The following is a 17,176-nucleotide window of genomic DNA, read 5'->3' on the forward strand; positions in this document are numbered from 1 at the left end:
GTCACAAAGGACACCATTTGGAAAGCCTGTTTCAACTAACCGTAGCACGTGGGGCTCCGGTTAGGATTTTACAAATCACAGACACGCATTTGTTTGCGGGTGAGCATGAGACGTTATTGGGCGTCAATACTTACCGCAGCTACCACGCAGTGCTAGAGGCGATCCATGCCCAATCCCGTCCGTATGACATCGTTGTCGCAACGGGAGATTTGGCGCAGGATCACTCTGTGGCGGCATACCAGCATTTTGCAAAAGGTATCGCTACGCTGAATAAAACCTGTCTGTGGCTGCCGGGCAATCATGATTTCCAACCCGCGATGGTCGATACGTTAGCAGATGCGGGCGTGAGTCCAGCTAAGCATATGCTGTTGGGCGATCACTGGCAGATTATCCTGCTTGATAGCCAAGTTTTTGGTGTTCCCCACGGTGAGCTTAGCGAGTATCAACTTGAATGGTTGGATCGTACTCTTTCGCTGTATCCCGCGCGCCATTCGTTGATTTTACTCCATCACCATCCGCTGCCTTCGGGCTGCACATGGCTCGATCAGCACAGCTTGCGTAATGCGCATATGCTAGGGGAGATTCTGCAACATCACCCACTGGCGAAAACCTTGCTGTGCGGACATATTCATCAGGATTTGGATCTCGAATGGCAGGGGCGTCGTTTGTTAGCTACGCCGTCGACCTGTATTCAGTTCAAACCTTTATGCACCAACTTCACGATTGATACTCTATCGCCCGGCTGGCGTTATCTGGATTTGCATCCAGATGGGACGCTCACGACTGAACTGCACCGCTTAGAAGGTACAGAATTCAGACCGGATCTCGACTCTGACGGCTATTAATGATGCCCACGCTTTTATATCTCCACGGTTTTAACAGTTCTCCTCGCTCCGCCAAGGCCACCGCATTTAAGCAGTGGCTTGCCGTTCACCACCCTGAAATCACTATGTTAATCCCTCAACTTCCGCCTTATCCTTCTGATGCGGCGGAGATGCTGGAGGAGATTGTGATGTCGCGTGCGGGGCGTCCGTTGGGCATAGTGGGCTCTTCTTTAGGCGGCTATTACGCGACGTGGCTGTCACAATGCTTTACCTTGCCAGCGGTCGTTGTAAACCCTGCGGTGAAGCCGTATGAACTGCTCATCGATTTTTTAGGGCAAAACGAGAATCCCTACACCGGCCAACAATATGTGTTAGAGTCTCGCCACGTTTACGATCTGAAAGTCATGCAGGTTGACCCATTGGAATCGCCAGATCTCCTCTGGTTATTACAGCAAACCGGTGACGAAGTTCTGGACTATCGACAAGCTGTGGCTTACTACGCCTTATGCCGTCAGACCATTGAGCCTGAAGGCTCACACAGCTTTGTTGGTTTCGAGCGATTCTTCCCGCAGATCGTCGATTTTTTAGGGCTGACCACCGAGTAATTCTGCGTGGTACGTCTATCACCACTGAACGACACACCAATGTGTGCCGTTTGGTCGACGCTAACTAACGACTTATACGATTCATACCATGACTCAATCCAGCTATAACGCTGACTCTATTGAAGTTCTCAGCGGCCTAGAACCCGTGCGCCGTCGTCCGGGTATGTACACCGATACCACACGCCCAAACCATTTGGGTCAGGAAGTCATAGATAACAGTGTCGATGAGGCGCTGGCTGGCCACGCATCTCGCGTTGAGGTCATTTTATATCCCGATCAATCTCTTGAAGTGATTGACGACGGGCGCGGTATGCCGGTGGATATTCACCCAGAAGAGGGTGTTCCTGCCATTGAACTGATCCTGTGTCGTTTGCATGCGGGCGGTAAATTCTCGAATAAAAACTACCAGTTTTCCGGCGGCCTGCACGGCGTAGGTATCTCAGTAGTTAACGCACTCTCTAAGCGCGTTGAGGTCACCGTTCGTCGCGACGGACAGGTGTACCAAATGGCGTTCGAGAACGGCGATAAAGTCGAAGACCTGCATGTTACCGGCACCTGCGGTAAACGTAATACGGGTACCAGTGTGCATTTCTGGCCTGATGAAAAGTTCTTCGACAGCCCAAGATTCTCTGTTTCTCGCCTTAACCATCTGCTGAAAGCGAAAGCGGTATTGTGTCCAGGCGTAGAAATCGTCTTTAAAGACAAATTGAATAACACCGAGCAGCGCTGGTGCTATCAGGATGGTCTAACCGACTACCTGATGGAAGCCGTTAACGGTCTGATTACGCTGCCAGAACAGGCGTTCACCGGTTCTTTCTCCGGCGATACTGAAGCCGTTGATTGGGCGCTGTTATGGCTGCCTGAAGGCGGCGAGCTGTTAACCGAAAGCTACGTTAACCTGATCCCAACCATGCAAGGCGGTACGCATGTGAACGGGCTGCGCCAGGGGTTGCTGGATGCGATGCGTGAATTCTGCGAATTCCGCAATCTGCTGCCACGCGGCGTGAAGCTATCGGCCGATGATATCTGGGAGCGCTGTGCTTATGTGCTTTCGGTGAAAATGCAGGATCCGCAGTTTGCAGGACAAACCAAAGAACGCCTGTCTTCGCGTCAGTGTGCGGCTTTTGTTTCTGCCATTGTTAAGGATGCTTTCAGCGTTTGGCTTAACCAAAACGTACAGGTGGCAGAACAGCTGGCTGAGCTGGCAATTTCTAGCGCTCAACGCCGTATGCGTGCGGCGAAGAAGGTTGTGCGTAAAAAGCTGACCAGCGGACCCGCGCTGCCGGGTAAATTAGCCGACTGTACCGCACAGGATCTTTCCCGCACCGAGCTCTTCTTGGTGGAAGGGGATTCCGCAGGCGGTTCAGCCAAGCAGGCGCGTGACCGTGAATATCAGGCAATCATGCCGCTGAAAGGTAAAATCCTAAACACGTGGGAAGTCTCTTCTGACGAAGTGCTGGCCTCTCAGGAAGTACATGATATTTCCGTTGCCATTGGTATCGACCCTGATAGTGACGATCTTAGCCAACTACGCTACGGCAAAATTTGTATTTTAGCGGATGCTGACTCCGACGGCTTACACATCGCCACGCTGCTGTGTGCGCTGTTTGTACGCCACTTCCAAGCCTTGGTGCGCGGCGGACATGTGTATGTTGCGATGCCACCGTTGTTCCGTATCGATTTGGGCAAAGAAGTTTACTACGCGCTGGACGAAGAAGAGAAAGCGGGCGTACTGGAACAGCTTAAGCGCAAGAAAGGTAAGCCGAACGTACAGCGATTCAAAGGACTGGGTGAAATGAACCCACTCCAACTGCGTGAGACTACGCTGGATCCGAATACGCGCCGTTTGGTGCAACTCACCATTGATGATACCGACATCGCGCAGACGATGGCGGTGATGGATATGCTGCTGGCGAAAAAACGTTCCGAAGACCGTCGTAACTGGTTGCAGGAAAAAGGTGATATGGCCGATTTGGACGTTTAGTCCTTACGTCTATCATCCTGATAACGGGTCGCCTTGGCGGCCCGTTTTTTTATGCTTGGCGAATGTGACAGCCATCCCATTTATTCGTGGATTGAATAAGATGTATTCGGTCTACGCGTATTATGAGTGGTGCTATTTAAGAGCCGTTTGGAGCCTTGCTGATGATGTCGCCGTATTCGCTGTTGTTGATTGATGATGATGCTGAAATCCGTTCTTTACTGACGGAGTATTTCACCCGCGCGGGGTTTAGCGTGATTGCGTTACCGGACGGTGAAAAACTCATGCAAACGCTTCAGCAACAGGCGGTCGATCTCATCATTCTCGACGTTATGATGCCGGGAATGGACGGATTCACGTTGTGTCGCATGGTCAGAAACACCTCTTCGGTACCAATTATTATGCTGACCGCCGCCTCTGATGAAACGGATAAAGTGATTGGGCTGGAGTTAGGCGCTGATGATTATCTCGCTAAACCGTTTAGCGCGCGCGAATTATTAGCACGTGTTAAGGCCCTATTACGGCGTAATCAGATCGTGCAAAGCCCAACGGCAGAAGCGCGTTATCTCTGTTTTAACGGTTGGAAGCTCGATCTTTTGCGCCGTGAATTGATCAATGCGCAGGGCGTCGAAGAGATCCTTTCGGGAATCGAATTTGCGTTACTGGCACTTTTCTTGCGCTATCCCAACCAGATCCTCGATCGCGATCAGATCTCTGAGATCACCCGCCGTCGCGAGAATAATCCGTTAGAACGTGGCATTGACGTACAGATAAGTCGGCTACGTCAGCGCCTGCATGATACTGACCGACGTTTGCTGCGAACGGTAAGAAATCAGGGCTATATGCTGTGCTGCGATGTCAGCCGTGAATACTGAGTTCAGGCGGTTTGATCCCACGCCAAAAGCGTTGCGTTGGTATCAACGTTTATGGCCGCATTCTTTGATGAGCCGCATGTTATGCATGCTGGTGTGCGCGTTGTTATTAGCGGAAATTATCTCAGGGATTTTTTGGTATCGGCAATATAGCGTGCGTAATAACGCCGGTCTGGAAAGTACTGTTCGCAGCCTGACGCAGAGCATGCTGTCTACCTACAATTTCATGTCATCACTACCACGCAACTATCGTCATCTGGTGCTTCAGCAGCAGCTTGAGCTAGGCGGCTCCCAATTTTTTATCTCGATAAATAACCATCCGCTACCACAGCAGCCGATTGCCAATAGCAACAACGCGCAGCGGGTGCTGGAACTGGCTCAAAGCGAAGTCCGTAGTCAGCAGGGCGATCGGCTGCAAGCTGTTATCTCGCTCACGGCCGCGAATCGACTACGTGTTTTCAACGCTGGCGTGCTGATGGTGGATTTACCGCCCGGCTGGGCACGGTTTGGTTTGGTGACGTCGCGCGGCGATGAGCCGGTACTCGCACTTCAACTCGCCCTCAATAAAGATGAATGGCTGTTTATTGCTGCGCCGCTTCCTCCACCGTATGACCAGTTGGATGTGCCACTGTTGGGCTCTCGACAGGTAGGTTTCACGCTGTGCAGTATGCTGCTGGTGGCACTGTTTGGTGGCTGGTTAATCCGTCGTGAATTACGCCCACTGGCGCGTTTAGCTCAGGGCGCGCACCAGTTGAATACTCAACTTGATAGCCAGCCTTTGCCGGAGGAAGGTAGCGCCGAATTAGTGAGTGCGACTCGAGCCTTTAACCAAATGCAGGATCGACTGCGCGCCTATTTACACAACCGCGAAATCTTATTTACGGCAATCAGCCACGATTTAAAAACGCCGCTCACTCGCCTGCGGCTGCGTATCGAAATGCTCGACGATCCTCCGTTGGAACACAAGCTTGAACAGGATCTTCTCGATCTGGAAATGATGGTCAAAGGCGCGCTGCAAAGCATGAAAGATACCGATATTCACGAGAATATGGAGCGCATTGACCTACGCCATCTGCTCGCTCAACTGATGGACGCGCACACCAACGTTAGCCTACGGGGAACGCCACAATATCTGTTTGGTCGCCCACTGGCGCTCAAGCGCTGCATTAACAATCTGGTGGATAACGGTTTGAAGTACGGCGATAGGCTTGAGATTAGCGTGGAAAACTATGCTGAACATATGACGCTGAGTTTCCGTGATTATGGGCCAGGCATCCCGCAGGCGCAGCTTGAGAATGTGTTTAAGCCTTACTACCGCTTACATAGCGACAGACAGGGAAGCGGGTTGGGATTAGCCATTGCTCGGGGGATCGCCCGTGCACATGGCGGTGATATTACGCTGTATAACCACCCATGCGGTGGTTTGATCGCGGTATTGCGCCTCAGACGTTATTTATAACGGCGTAAAAATTCAGCCAGTAAAGGGAGAGCCTGCCGTGAAAAGAACACTACTCGCCAGCAGTGTGCTGGCGTTAAGCATGAACTGTTTCGCAGCAACGGTTGAAGTGCTGCATTACTGGACGTCAGAAAGCGAAAGTGCCGCGCTAAATTTACTTAAGCAGGCATTAGCGGCAAAAGGGGACACATGGCAGGATTTCACGGTGAAAGGCGGCGGCGGTGAGAGTGCCTATAGTGTGCTGCAAACGCGTATGATTGCGGGTAATCCCCCCACGGCGGCGCTGATGGAGGGCAAATTTATTCAGGAATGGTCTGCGCTTGGTTTTCTGTCTAGTCCCTATACCAAAGAGCAAACGGAAACGTGGGATCGCGTACTGCCGCCGTTGATTCGACAGATCACCCAATATCATGGCGAATACGTCGCGGTGCCGGTAAATAACCATCGAATCAATTGGCTGTGGATTAACCCTAAGCCGTTTAAGGCGCTCAATCAGCCAATTCCTACCACGTGGGATGAGTTCTTTGCGGTAGCCGACAAACTCAAGGCCGCGGGATATATCCCGTTAGCGCACGGTGGTCAGGCATGGCAAGACGCCACGCTATTTGAAAATATCTTGCTGGGTCTGGAAGGCGGGCAGTTTTATCGCGATGTGTTTGAAAAGCTTGATAGTAAAGCGATCACCAGCGATCGCATGATCCGCGTGCTACAGCGTTTTCGTCAGTTACATGATGATATCGACCCGAAATCTGCCGGTCGTCCTTGGCACGAATCGGCAGAGCTGTTGTATAACGGCAAAGCCGCGATGATGATTATGGGGGATTGGGCCAAAGGCGAACTGATGCAAATGGGCGCGGTGCCGGGCAAAGACTTTCTGTGTGTGGCAACGCCGGGAACCGAAGGATATTTTATCTATGGCACCGACAGCTTTGCGATCCTACAGCAGAACGGAAACTCCACGGCGGTAGAGGCTCAGCGCCATTTGGCTGATGTGTTGATGGATCCCGACTTTCAGCGGCGTTTTAACCAGCTCAAAGGTTCGATTCCGGTACGTAACGATATTGATATGAGCACTTTTGACGTTTGTGCGCAAAAAGCGGCAAGAGCCTTTAAAGCGGCGGAAAAGTCAGATCGTTTGTTACCTAGCATGGCGCATTCGATGGCGGCGGATGTGCAAACTAAAGAGGTGTTTTTCCGCGTGCTGAATGATTTTTTTACCCATCCGAATCAAACGCCTGAGCAGGCAGTGATGCAGCTTAATACCGCGTTGATGGCGGTGAAGGGTTAAACGCAGACAGTGCTCGCCGCCGTTCGTGCGGCGAGCGCATTGTGAGAAGTTAGATACCGTCTTCGTCGCTGGAAAGGCTTGGTGTTGTTTCCCGCTGTTTTTGTTTGAAACTCAACATGCCTTGTTGACCACAGGCCAGAGCCTGAGTGACAAACGTTTCTATACTCGAAATATCGTCGCGTTCCATCAACATTTCAGCCAACATTTGCATGTTGGTACCTGCCACAACGTCGCTATGCTCTAGGGTTTGGCTTAACAGGACCGAGCTGCGAAACGGCGATCCGCCGAGCAAATCCGTGAAAAACAATACCCCATCTTGTTGAGGGAGTGAGGTGAGCGCCTGAGTCAGTTTTTCATCCAACTGCTGGGTGCTCATTTCAGGTGGGAAATCGACGGCGATGCACTGTTCCTGTGGGCCGATAACCTGTTCAACGGCGCTAAACAGGCCGCTGGCGAAATGCCCATGTCCGGTGATAATAAGGCTAATCATCTCTTATCTCTTGTTGAAAAAGCGCGGTGTCCCGCGCTATTAAGATTACAGAACACCCAACCATGAAAGGGCAATGGAGAGGACAAAGGTGACCAGAATAAGCGTTACCGGACTCACCTTTTTGGCGCGCAGAAGGTAGTACATCAACAGCGTGTATCCGAGCGGTAACAGGTTAGGGAACACTTTGTCGAAGAAAGCTTCCTGAATTGAAACCTCATGTCCGGCGGTGACCGCAACTTTGGCCGTGACGGTAAGATGCACATACGAGGCGATCAATCCGCCGACCACGGTTACCCCTAAAATGGTCGCCGCACGAGAGATAGCACCTGAACTCGAGCGCAGCTTATCGATGGCTTTCACACCTAGCGAATAGCCCAGATGTGTCCACACCACGCGTAGCAGGAACAGCGCCAGATACACCACGAAGAAAATCAGTGGCCCCAAAATACTTCCTTGGCTGGCGAAAGACGCGCACACCCCAGCGACGATCGGCAGTAACGTGAACCAGAAGATGGCATCGCCGATCCCTGCCAGAGGCCCGAACAACGCGACCTTCAGACCTTTAATCAGGTCGCGGCTTTCGTGTCGTTCCTCGAGAGAAATCAGGAGTCCCATTAGGAATCCGGCTGCGTTGGTGTTGGTGTTAATAAATTCTAAATTGTCTTTCATCGACGCACTGAGTGCGCCTTTATCATTGGCGTATATCTTTTTCAGCAGCGGAGACTGCGCACTGGCAAACCCCGTTGCTTGCATACGCTCATAGTTAAAACCCGACTGCAGCAGCGCGGAGCGAAAACCTAACCGAGTGATATCTCCACGCGTGATAACGGCTTTCGGGGGATTCTGTTCACCGGTAGAAGTTTGCACCGACGTATTTTCTGTTTTGACGATTTCAGATGCCATCTTCCATATCCTCCGCTTTCACCGCCGCTACGGCCGCTTTTTTCTGCTCATTAAAGTATTCATACACCGCAAAGGCTGCGCCAAGTACCGCTACCGGCAACAGGTTTTGCACCGGAATAAAGGTGACAAACAGGAAGCCAACGATGAAGAAAGGAATGAACGGCGTCTTCATCATCACTTTGAGCAGTAAGCCAAAACCTACCGCTGGCAATACGCCGCCCGCGACTTCAAAGCCGTGGGTGAGCCATGCTGGCATGGATTGCACTAAGGTTTGCATCGCCCCTTGAGAGACGTAGGCACATAGGAATGTTACCGCCGCGTAGGTGACTGCCACGATGCTGGTCATGAGCAGATTTAAGCGGCCCAGCGAACGGGTGTTTCCTTCTTCGGCATAGCGATCGGCTTTTTGCATGAAAAATGAAAACGCCGAATAGTAGAACAGAATGATGTACTGCATCAGGAAGCTAAACGGCAGCCCTAGCCCGATAGCGGTTTTGGCATCCACGCCGGTGCTGTGAGCGATAACCGTGGTCATAATCCCCGCCAGTACCGGATTGGGAGGCTGTGTGCCGCCAATCGGTGTCAGCCCGGTAAAGGCCAGTTCGGTTAATGCGCCGGTGATCAGGCCGGTTTGAATATCGCCTAAGATGGCGCCGGTGAGGGTACAGACGATCAGTGGACGGAAGATGTATAACGCTTCAAGCCAGAAATCGATGCCGACAATCAGGGCCATAACCGCGAGCCCCATGCCTTGCATTAAAGTTATTTCATGCATGATGTGTCCTATCTCGATGGATTACACGAAGTTGCCAACGCTTATGCAGTATCAGTCGATGCTATGTTTGCTGTCGCTGGGGGTGTCTTGAATGAAAACGTCAACGCCTGCGGCTTGAATCGCACGGAGGTTATCCAGGTCTTGATCGTCAACGTAAACTTTTTTAGTGATCGCGCGTTTCCCTTCAACAAAATGCATATTGCCGACGTTAACGCTCTTGATAGGTACGCCACCTTCGACTAAAAAGCGCGCTTCCTGTGGTGTACGACAAACGATGAAAATTTTCTGCGCGGCAGACGCTTTGCCAATAATGTCGATGGTTTTTTGCAGGGAGAAAAAGCGAATGCCGATGCCCATGGATTCTGCGGTCATAGACATAATTTGTTGCTGTAACGGATCCTGTGCAACGCCATCATCGGCCACTAACAGTAGGTTAGCGCCAAGTGAAGAAGACCAAGCAACGCCAACTTGTCCGTGAACTAGACGATTGTCGATGCGTAATAGAAGGATGTTTGGATTAGCCATGATGTATCTCCTTGCCAAAGAATGATCGCTTCCCTTTCTCTGCACGCCTGTTGAGGCATTAGGGGTGGGCAGAAAAAGGGACGTAATCAGTCTACGGCGTGGAAAACACCTGAAGGCTACATGATGCTATTGAATTGTTTCACGGCTGCAAGAAAAGTACGTGAATCTTGCAGCCGTGCAATATTCACTAAGCTAGCCCCGTAAATATCTGAAGCTCAAAGGATAGTGCTCGGTGTTGGTATAGCTTAGTGTCAGTTCAAAAGGGATGCCGTGGCTGGTGGCGAGTCGAGATATTTCGATGCAGGGCTGCTGCGGATTAAGCTTCAATAGTGTCGCTACCTGCTGTGGTGCGATGCACGGGCGATAGTCGTCCTGCGCTTGCATACTCAGCAGGTTAAAATCGCGGGCTAAGGTGTGGTAAAGGCCATTCTGCTCGACGTGATGGCGATCCAGTTGAGTAAAGCGTTCAGCGGGCAACAACGTGATTTCATATAACGCAGGCTGTTGTTCGACAAAGCGTAACCGCTCAAGGCACATCACTGCGTCGGTAGCGCCCAGCCCCAGTTTTTCTGCCTGTTTTACGCTAGGGCTAATCGATTCACAGCGCAGTACCTGAGTGTGATGTGTTAAACCTGCCTGAGCCATCTTCTCGCTAAAGCCAATGGGGAGCGTATTGTCCGCCAGCCAAGCTGGTGTAGTGACAAGAGTGCCTCGACCTTGTTTTTTGGTCAGATAGCCACGCTGAGCCAGCATTTCGACCGCGGTACGTAGCGTCACTCGCCCGCATTGATATTGCTGGCACAGTACAGGCTCTGGCGGTAGCAGAGTATCCAGCGGGAATTCTCCCGCTTCGATACGTTCCCGTAGATCTTTAGCAATGTGTAAATAAAGCGGGGCTGCTTGTTCGAGTTCGTTATGCATTAATCCTGCCTGTAAAGAGTCACTTTGCACACCTTGGCAACTTTGCCATCGTTCGACGGCAGGTCGGGTGTGACGCCCAGCTGACGCGCGCGCATCAGACCTAATAATTGAGCAAACATAACATACAACAGACCACTAAAGACTTCAGGCAGTTGGGTTAACTCTGCGGCATCAAAGTGCAGATACTCATCGCAGGCTTGAGCAACGCGGGGATCGGCTTCAGCATAAATTCCGATGATTTTGCCAGCCTGATGGCGCTGGGCTTTGAGCTCGGCGGCCATATCCAGATCGTAACGTAGAATCTGTTGATCCGGCGATAGATAACACACCACCGTTACGGGCTGGTTCACAATAAGTTTAGGACCATGACGAAACGCCAGCGTTGAGAAATCGTCGGTTGCCTGTTTGCCGTTACACATCTCCAATAATTTTAGGCTGGCATCGGCGGCGATAAATTGTAGAGAGGACGAGCCGAGGCTTACCACGACGGGTGCATCACGCTGGGCAATTTCAGCAATTTTTTCTGCCTGCTGGGTAAGAAAATAATCCGCGCCGTGTTGATAAACCTTTAACGCGCGTTGGGCAATATCCCAGTGCTGCGGCAGAAAAATCAGTAGCAGATACCAGATGGGCAGTGTGAATTCGGATGCTGCCGCGAAAGAACCATTTTTGGTTCCGTTAGGCGCTGGAATATAAAGCGTTTTGGCATGCTGTTGACTACGCTTAGGCAGTTCACCCTGCGGGTCGTTCGCGATGATCAAATGATAGCAGTCATCAATGAGTCGCTCGGCGTGTTCAAAAACTGCCACGCTTTCAGGCGTGCTGCCTGAACTGGTGACAGAAACCAGCAGCGTTGGTCGATTGGTTAAGTAGAGTTCAGGCTTTACTACGATATCGGTGCTGGCGAGTACCTGAATGTCGCGCCCAGTCTGCTGCCGCAGCCATTGCGCCGCGACTCGTGCTGCGCTCAGAGATGAACCTGCGCCGCATAAAATGATATTGCGTGGCTCATCGCCCACCTGCTGCCAGAAGTGCTCAATGGCGGCGCAGTGCTGTTCAACCGTATGAAAACCTTCGTGCCATAGGCGTGGTTGGCTGCAAATGGACTGTAGCGTTAATAGGCCGCCGTCCTGCGACCATTGTGTTTCATCCAAGAGCAAAGAGGGTTGCATGATTTATCCCCAAACATTCGAACGTTATGATGTTTGTTAGAGTGCAGAAAAAAAATGTGACCGTCTGTGATGAAGATCGGTTTTGTGAGGTATCGCATTGCATGGTGGATAGCGGGGCGATCCTATATCCCTGTGACAGTTCTATAAAAGATGAGTTACTATCGCGGGCAATTATGCCCGTCATACTTCAAGTTGCATGTGCGTTGGCTACGTGAATTATTTAGAGTATGTACAGACCAAGACAGTCGTGAAGTCCCGCTGCGGACTGTTTTATATATTCAGTTAGGGCGGCGGCCAGAGGATTATTAATGAGCGATCTGATCCATGACGGCAGCGAGCGCCAAGCGCTGCACACATTTACAGAGAACGCCTATCTCAACTACTCCATGTACGTCATCATGGACAGGGCGTTACCTTTTATCGGTGATGGATTAAAACCGGTACAGCGTCGTATCGTATATGCGATGTCAGAGCTGGGCTTAAACAACAGCGCCAAATTTAAAAAATCAGCGCGTACCGTCGGTGACGTGCTGGGTAAATACCATCCGCACGGCGACAGCGCCTGTTATGAAGCCATGGTTTTGATGGCTCAGCCGTTCTCCTATCGTTATCCGCTGGTTGACGGTCAGGGAAACTGGGGGGCACCGGACGATCCGAAGTCGTTTGCCGCCATGCGTTACACCGAATCTCGCCTGTCTAAATACGCCGAAGTGCTGCTGGGTGAGCTGGGTCAAGGAACGGTTGATTACACGCCAAACTTTGATGGTACGCTGCAGGAGCCTAAAACGCTGCCTGCGCGTTTGCCAAACATTCTGCTGAATGGCACCACGGGTATTGCCGTGGGTATGGCAACGGATATTCCTCCGCACAACGTGCGTGAGCTGGCCGCTGCGCTGGTTGATTTGATCGACAAACCAAACCTGACGTTGGACGATATTCTTGAACATGTTCAAGGCCCTGACTATCCAACGGAAGCTGAAATCATTACGCCGCGCGAGGAGATCCGTAAGATCTATCGCACCGGACGTGGTTCAGTACGCATGCGTGCGATCTGGAAAAAAGAAGACGGTGAAGTGGTGATCAGTGCACTGCCGCACCAGACTTCAGGCGCTAAGGTGCTGGAGCAAATCGCCAGCCAGATGCGTGCGAAGAAATTGCCGATGGTTGAGGACTTACGTGATGAATCCGATCACGAAAACCCAACTCGCTTGGTGATTGTGCCGCGTTCCAACCGCGTGGATATGGATCAGGTGATGACACACCTGTTCGCTACCACCGATCTGGAAAAAAGCTACCGTATCAATATGAACATGATCGGTTTGGACAATCGTCCAGCGGTCAAAAACCTGCTCGAAATTCTGACCGAATGGCTAGCGTATCGCCGTGATACCGTGCGCCGTCGCTTAAACTACCGTTTGGAAAAAGTACTGAAACGCCTGCACATTCTGGAAGGTTTGCTGGTGGCGTTCCTCAATATCGATGAAGTGATCCACATCATTCGTACTGAGGATGAACCTAAGCCGAAGCTGATTGAACGCTTCGCGATTTCAGAAACGCAGGCCGAAGCGATTCTGGAATTAAAACTGCGTCACCTTGCCAAGTTGGAAGAGGTGAAAATTCGCGGTGAGCAGGACGAATTAGCCAAAGAGCGCGATCACCTGCAGGCATTGCTGGCTTCTGAACGTAAGCTGAATACGCTGATTAAAAAAGAAATTCAGGCTGATGCACAGGCGTATGGCGACGATCGTCGTTCTCCGCTGCAAGAGCGTGAAGAAGCGAAAGCCATGAGTGAGCACGACTTTATTCCATCTGAGCCGGTGACGATTGTTCTGTCAGAAGGTGGTTGGGTGCGTAGTGCCAAAGGCCATGATATCGATCCTACGGGATTAAGTTACAAAGCGGGTGATAGCTTCCGCGCCGCTGCACGTGGGAAGAGCAATCAGCCGGTGGTGTTTATCGATTCCACGGGGCGCAGCTATGCGCTTGATCCAACCACGTTGCCATCCGCGCGTGGGCAGGGCGAACCGTTAACCGGTAAATTAACGCCGCCGCCGGGCGCCACCATTGAGCAAGTGCTGATGGCCGCTGATGACCAAAAACTGTTGATGGCGTCGGATGCCGGTTACGGCTTCGTATGTACCTTCAATGATTTGGTTGCGCGTAATCGTGCAGGTAAGGCTATGATTACGTTGCCTGAAAATGCTAAAGCGCTGCCTCCGTTGGAAATTAACGGGCCAGATGACATGCTGCTGGCGATCACTCAGGCCGGTCGTATGTTGATGTTCCCTGTCAACGATCTGCCACAGCTATCGAAAGGTAAGGGCAACAAGATTGTGTCCATTCCTTCCGCGCAGGCCGCATCGGGTGAGGATAAACTGGCATGGCTGTTTGTATTGCCACCACAAACGTCAATCACGGTGCATGTTGGCAAGCGTAAACTGGTCATGAAACCACAGGAATTGCAGAAATTCCGCGCTGAACGTGGACGTAAAGGCACGCTGTTACCGCGTGGCCTGCAACGGATCGAACGCGTGGATGTGGAAATGCCAGAGCAGCTCAAAGTAGGGCCGGGCGATAGCGAAGAGTAAGTATTCGGCTTTTAAGCGTTATATTTTGGCTGGTCGAGCCGACGTGACAGGACGTCACGTCGGAGTTTGGGTGGTACAGGATGTACCATCCCAAACCGGAGCGAAGATACCATCTCGGAAAAAGCGCGAGAGTGAAGAGGTTGCGCGCTAGCAACCTTTTCTCGGGAGCCTACATGATAGTTGCATAGATTGGTCATACTGGCAGGCGCTCGAAATCATGCTCGTTCTTGTATAGTGCTTTCTTTGTTTGTGTTCCTATGGGTTTTTGACGCTGCCGCCCAGTAATCTCCGGTGTGTTTTGCAGCTAAGTCGGTATACTAACTCCGGCTAAATGTTTACGAGGTTGTTATGTTATCCATCATTCGCATTGTGCTGGTCACGCTGTACTGTATTTTGGCCTGCATCTTTGGTTGTATTTATTGCTTATTTAGCCCACGCAATCCACGCCACGTGGCGACGTTTGGCCACATGTTTGGCCGTTTGTCACCGCTGTTTGGTTTGAAAGTGGAAACGCGTATTCCTGCAGAAGCAAAGAACTACGGCAACTCCATTTATATTGCTAACCATCAAAACAACTACGATATGGTCACCATATCGAATGCCGTGCAGACCAATACGGTTACCGTTGGCAAGAAAAGCCTGATTTGGGTTCCGTTCTTTGGACTACTCTATTGGTTGACGGGCAACCTGCTGATTGACCGTGCTAACCGCACCAAAGCACATAATACAATTGCACAGGTGGTGAATCAGTTCCGTACTAAAACCATCTCTTTCTGGATGTTCCCAGAAGGTACTCGTAGCCGTGGTCGTGGTTTGATGCCGTTCAAAACCGGTGCTTTCCATGCCGCTATTGCTGCTGGAGTGCCTATTATTCCGGTCTGCGCGTCGAATACTCACGATAAAGTAAAACTAAACCGTTGGAATAATGGTTTGGTAATTGTTGAAATGCTGCCGCCAATTGATGTGACTCAGTACGGCAAAGATCAGGTGCGTGAACTTTCGGCTCACTGCCATGCATTGATGGAAGCTAAAATCAATGAGCTAAACGCAGAAGTGGCTGCGCGTGAAGCTCAAATGCGTGAAGCGAAGTCCTGATCATAAAATACGATAAATTAGGCCTGCCAGCGTTTGGCAGGTTTCTTATTTGAACGGTTGAATTCAATCGTTGATGCTGAATTCCCCCTTTGGAATTTCAGTTTGCATAGCAAATTCATGGAGAAGTTATGTCACTCAGTCGACGTCGGTTTATTCAGACTTCGGGTCTGGCACTGTGTGCAGGTGCATTGCCTCTGAGGGCGCATGCGAGTGGATCGCAAGTTTCGCTGCCCATTCCTCCTCTACTGGAATCCAAACGCGGTCAGCCGCTCTTTCTGACGCTGCAGCGCTCACATTGGGCTTTTATGAGCGGCCGTAAGGCTAGCGCGTGGGGTATTAATGGACTTTATCTTGGCCCGACCGTGCGCGTTTATAGTGGTGATGACGTTAAGCTGATTTACAGCAACCGCCTACCCGATCCTGTTTCGATGGAAATCAGCGGATTACAGGTTCCTGGTGCGTTAAGCGGTGGCGCGGCGCGTTTAATGTCACCTAGCGTTGATTGGTCGCCGGTACTGCCTATTCGCCAGTCTGCCGCCACGCTGTGGTATCACGCTAATACGCCAGGGCACATGGCTGAGCATGTTTATAACGGCTTAGCGGGAATGTGGCTGGTCGAAGATGAAAACAGCAAAAATCTTCCGTTGCCGAATCATTATGGCGTCGATGATTTCCCTATCATTATCCAAGATAAACGCTTAGATAATTTTGGTACGCCAGAGTATGAAGCGCCGTCATCGGGTGGTTTTTATGGTGACACGCTGCTAGTAAACGGCGTGCAAGAGCCGTTTGTTGAAGTTTCTCGTGGTTGGGTACGTTTGCGCTTGTTGAACGCGTCTAATGCTCGTCGTTATACGTTAACGATGAGTGATAACCGTCCGTTCAGCGTCATTGCCAGCGATCAGGGCTATATGCCTGCGCCAGTTATTGCCAGCAGCCTGACGCTTGCTCCGGGCGAACGCCGAGAAGTGTTGGTGGACATGTCGAAAGGCGAGGAGGTTTCCATCACCGCAGGCGTTGCCGCAGGGATTATGGATCGTCTGCGCGGCCTGTTCGAACCTTCGTCTATCTTGGTGTCGACCACGGTATTGACGCTGCGTCCTACGGGGCTGTTGCCGTTGGTCACTGACAACTTGCCAACGCGCTTGTTGGCTGATGACATGATGGAAGGCAGCGTCGTTAATACACGCAGCATTAACTTAGGCAGCGCCTCGCAGCCGGGCATCAACGGTGCAACGTGGGATCTGCATCGTACCGATATTCAGGCGCAGCAGGGAACGTGGGAACGCTGGACGGTTCGCGCCGATACGCCACAGGCCTTCTATATTCAAGGTGCCAAATTCTTGGTGAAAAGCGTCAATAATGCGCCGCCGATGGTAGAAGATCGCGGCTGGAAAGACACCGTTTGGGTTGATGGTGAAGTTTCTCTGATGGTCTATTTCCCTCAGGCTTCATCGGAGCATTTCCCGTTCATCTACTACAGCCAAACACTAGAACTTGCGACCCGCGGCAGCGTTGGACAATTGGTGGTTAACGCCGCTCAATAATGTAATGCCCCTCTCTTACGTGGGAGGGGCCAATTTTTGCAAATCAATCTCGCTTCACACTTCTGCTTTTCTCGCTGCAAAAAACATCAACTCTTTGATAAATCCCAAGCTGCCCGTGCATTTAATTTGATAGC

Annotated in this window: 15 protein-coding genes; 9 read left to right on the forward strand and 6 right to left on the reverse strand. The window is 51.3% G+C overall.

Going from position 1 to position 17,176, the window contains the following annotated elements; genetic code table 11:
• Positions 1 to 17: 17 nt before the first annotated feature.
• From cpdA to CPY98_RS01570, 6 genes are all read left to right on the forward strand, one after another.
• A complete protein-coding gene (gene cpdA, locus CPY98_RS01545) occupies positions 18 to 845 on the forward strand; it encodes a 3',5'-cyclic-AMP phosphodiesterase (RefSeq protein WP_025802505.1) in 828 nt (275 codons plus the stop codon).
• Between the two features lie 2 nt (positions 846 to 847).
• Positions 848 to 1,429, forward strand: a complete 582-nt coding sequence (gene yqiA, locus CPY98_RS01550) for an esterase YqiA (RefSeq protein WP_025802503.1) — start codon at positions 848 to 850, stop codon at positions 1,427 to 1,429.
• A gap of 88 nt (positions 1,430 to 1,517) precedes the next feature.
• Positions 1,518 to 3,413, forward strand: a complete 1,896-nt coding sequence (gene parE / locus CPY98_RS01555) for a DNA topoisomerase IV subunit B (protein ID WP_025802501.1) — start codon at positions 1,518 to 1,520, stop codon at positions 3,411 to 3,413.
• Between the two features lie 161 nt (positions 3,414 to 3,574).
• On the forward strand, positions 3,575 to 4,285 hold the full coding sequence (locus CPY98_RS01560) for a response regulator (RefSeq protein ID WP_025802499.1): 711 nt from the start codon (positions 3,575 to 3,577) through the stop codon (positions 4,283 to 4,285).
• Complete coding sequence (locus CPY98_RS01565; RefSeq protein ID WP_046448796.1) at positions 4,266 to 5,741, forward strand: ATP-binding protein; 1,476 nt, start codon at positions 4,266 to 4,268, stop codon at positions 5,739 to 5,741. The genes CPY98_RS01560 and CPY98_RS01565 overlap by 20 nt, the downstream gene beginning before the upstream one ends.
• A gap of 37 nt (positions 5,742 to 5,778) precedes the next feature.
• The gene (locus CPY98_RS01570; protein WP_231899429.1) at positions 5,779 to 7,026 is read left to right on the forward strand and encodes an ABC transporter substrate-binding protein; all 1,248 of its coding nucleotides are present in this window, start codon (positions 5,779 to 5,781) and stop codon (positions 7,024 to 7,026) included.
• Between the two features lie 49 nt (positions 7,027 to 7,075).
• Here CPY98_RS01570 and agaF read toward each other — a convergent pair whose 3' ends face one another.
• The 6 genes from agaF to CPY98_RS01600 all read right to left on the reverse strand — a co-directional run bounded on the left by agaF (position 7,076) and on the right by CPY98_RS01600 (position 11,812).
• Entirely contained in the window at positions 7,076 to 7,516 is a 441-nt protein-coding gene (gene agaF / locus CPY98_RS01575) for a PTS galactosamine/N-acetylgalactosamine transporter subunit IIA (RefSeq protein WP_046448795.1), read from the reverse strand.
• Positions 7,517 to 7,561: 45 nt separating this feature from the next.
• Positions 7,562 to 8,419 carry a PTS galactosamine transporter subunit IID gene (gene agaD, locus CPY98_RS01580; protein WP_025802492.1) on the reverse strand — a complete coding sequence of 286 codons (858 nt, stop codon included), beginning with the start codon at positions 8,417 to 8,419 and terminating at the stop codon, positions 7,562 to 7,564.
• Positions 8,409 to 9,194: a PTS galactosamine transporter subunit IIC gene (gene agaC / locus CPY98_RS01585; RefSeq protein ID WP_043490419.1), complete on the reverse strand. Its 786-nt coding sequence runs from the start codon at positions 9,192 to 9,194 to the stop codon at positions 8,409 to 8,411. The genes agaD and agaC overlap by 11 nt, the downstream gene beginning before the upstream one ends.
• A gap of 51 nt (positions 9,195 to 9,245) precedes the next feature.
• Positions 9,246 to 9,719, reverse strand: coding sequence for a PTS galactosamine transporter subunit IIB (agaB, locus tag CPY98_RS01590; protein WP_025802487.1), 474 nt, complete (start codon positions 9,717 to 9,719; stop codon positions 9,246 to 9,248).
• Positions 9,720 to 9,911: 192 nt separating this feature from the next.
• A complete protein-coding gene (locus tag CPY98_RS01595; protein WP_096386096.1) occupies positions 9,912 to 10,640 on the reverse strand; it encodes a GntR family transcriptional regulator in 729 nt (242 codons plus the stop codon).
• Positions 10,640 to 11,812, reverse strand: coding sequence for an SIS domain-containing protein (locus tag CPY98_RS01600; protein ID WP_096386098.1), 1,173 nt, complete (start codon positions 11,810 to 11,812; stop codon positions 10,640 to 10,642). Before CPY98_RS01600 ends, CPY98_RS01595 begins: the two co-directional genes overlap by 1 nt.
• 308 nt (positions 11,813 to 12,120) lie before the next feature.
• Here CPY98_RS01600 and parC point away from each other — a divergent pair, with 308 nt between their 5' ends.
• From parC to ftsP, 3 genes are all read left to right on the forward strand, one after another.
• Entirely contained in the window at positions 12,121 to 14,400 is a 2,280-nt protein-coding gene (gene parC, locus CPY98_RS01605; protein ID WP_043490426.1) for a DNA topoisomerase IV subunit A, read from the forward strand.
• Between the two features lie 348 nt (positions 14,401 to 14,748).
• Entirely contained in the window at positions 14,749 to 15,495 is a 747-nt protein-coding gene (locus tag CPY98_RS01610; RefSeq protein ID WP_025802479.1) for a 1-acylglycerol-3-phosphate O-acyltransferase, read from the forward strand.
• A gap of 128 nt (positions 15,496 to 15,623) precedes the next feature.
• Positions 15,624 to 17,042, forward strand: a complete 1,419-nt coding sequence (ftsP, locus tag CPY98_RS01615; protein ID WP_025802477.1) for a cell division protein FtsP — start codon at positions 15,624 to 15,626, stop codon at positions 17,040 to 17,042.
• Positions 17,043 to 17,176: the final 134 nt, after the last annotated feature.

The sequence above is a fragment of the Hafnia sp. CBA7124 genome, assembly GCF_002355555.1.
GTDB lineage: Bacteria > Pseudomonadota > Gammaproteobacteria > Enterobacterales > Enterobacteriaceae > Hafnia > Hafnia alvei.

Coding starts and splice junctions, on each gene's coding strand:
- yqiA (WP_025802503.1), top strand. CDS start 848: ATGCCCACGCTTTTATATCTCCACGGTTTTAACAGTTCTCCTCGCTCC.
- parE (WP_025802501.1), top strand. CDS start 1,518: ATGACTCAATCCAGCTATAACGCTGACTCTATTGAAGTTCTCAGCGGC.
- CPY98_RS01560 (WP_025802499.1), top strand. CDS start 3,575: ATGATGTCGCCGTATTCGCTGTTGTTGATTGATGATGATGCTGAAATC.
- CPY98_RS01565 (WP_046448796.1), top strand. CDS start 4,266: ATGTCAGCCGTGAATACTGAGTTCAGGCGGTTTGATCCCACGCCAAAA.
- agaF (WP_046448795.1), bottom strand. CDS start 7,516: ATGATTAGCCTTATTATCACCGGACATGGGCATTTCGCCAGCGGCCTG.
- agaD (WP_025802492.1), bottom strand. CDS start 8,419: ATGGCATCTGAAATCGTCAAAACAGAAAATACGTCGGTGCAAACTTCT.
- agaC (WP_043490419.1), bottom strand. CDS start 9,194: ATGCATGAAATAACTTTAATGCAAGGCATGGGGCTCGCGGTTATGGCC.
- agaB (WP_025802487.1), bottom strand. CDS start 9,719: ATGGCTAATCCAAACATCCTTCTATTACGCATCGACAATCGTCTAGTT.
- CPY98_RS01595 (WP_096386096.1), bottom strand. CDS start 10,640: ATGCATAACGAACTCGAACAAGCAGCCCCGCTTTATTTACACATTGCT.
- CPY98_RS01600 (WP_096386098.1), bottom strand. CDS start 11,812: ATGCAACCCTCTTTGCTCTTGGATGAAACACAATGGTCGCAGGACGGC.
- parC (WP_043490426.1), top strand. CDS start 12,121: ATGAGCGATCTGATCCATGACGGCAGCGAGCGCCAAGCGCTGCACACA.
- CPY98_RS01610 (WP_025802479.1), top strand. CDS start 14,749: ATGTTATCCATCATTCGCATTGTGCTGGTCACGCTGTACTGTATTTTG.
- ftsP (WP_025802477.1), top strand. CDS start 15,624: ATGTCACTCAGTCGACGTCGGTTTATTCAGACTTCGGGTCTGGCACTG.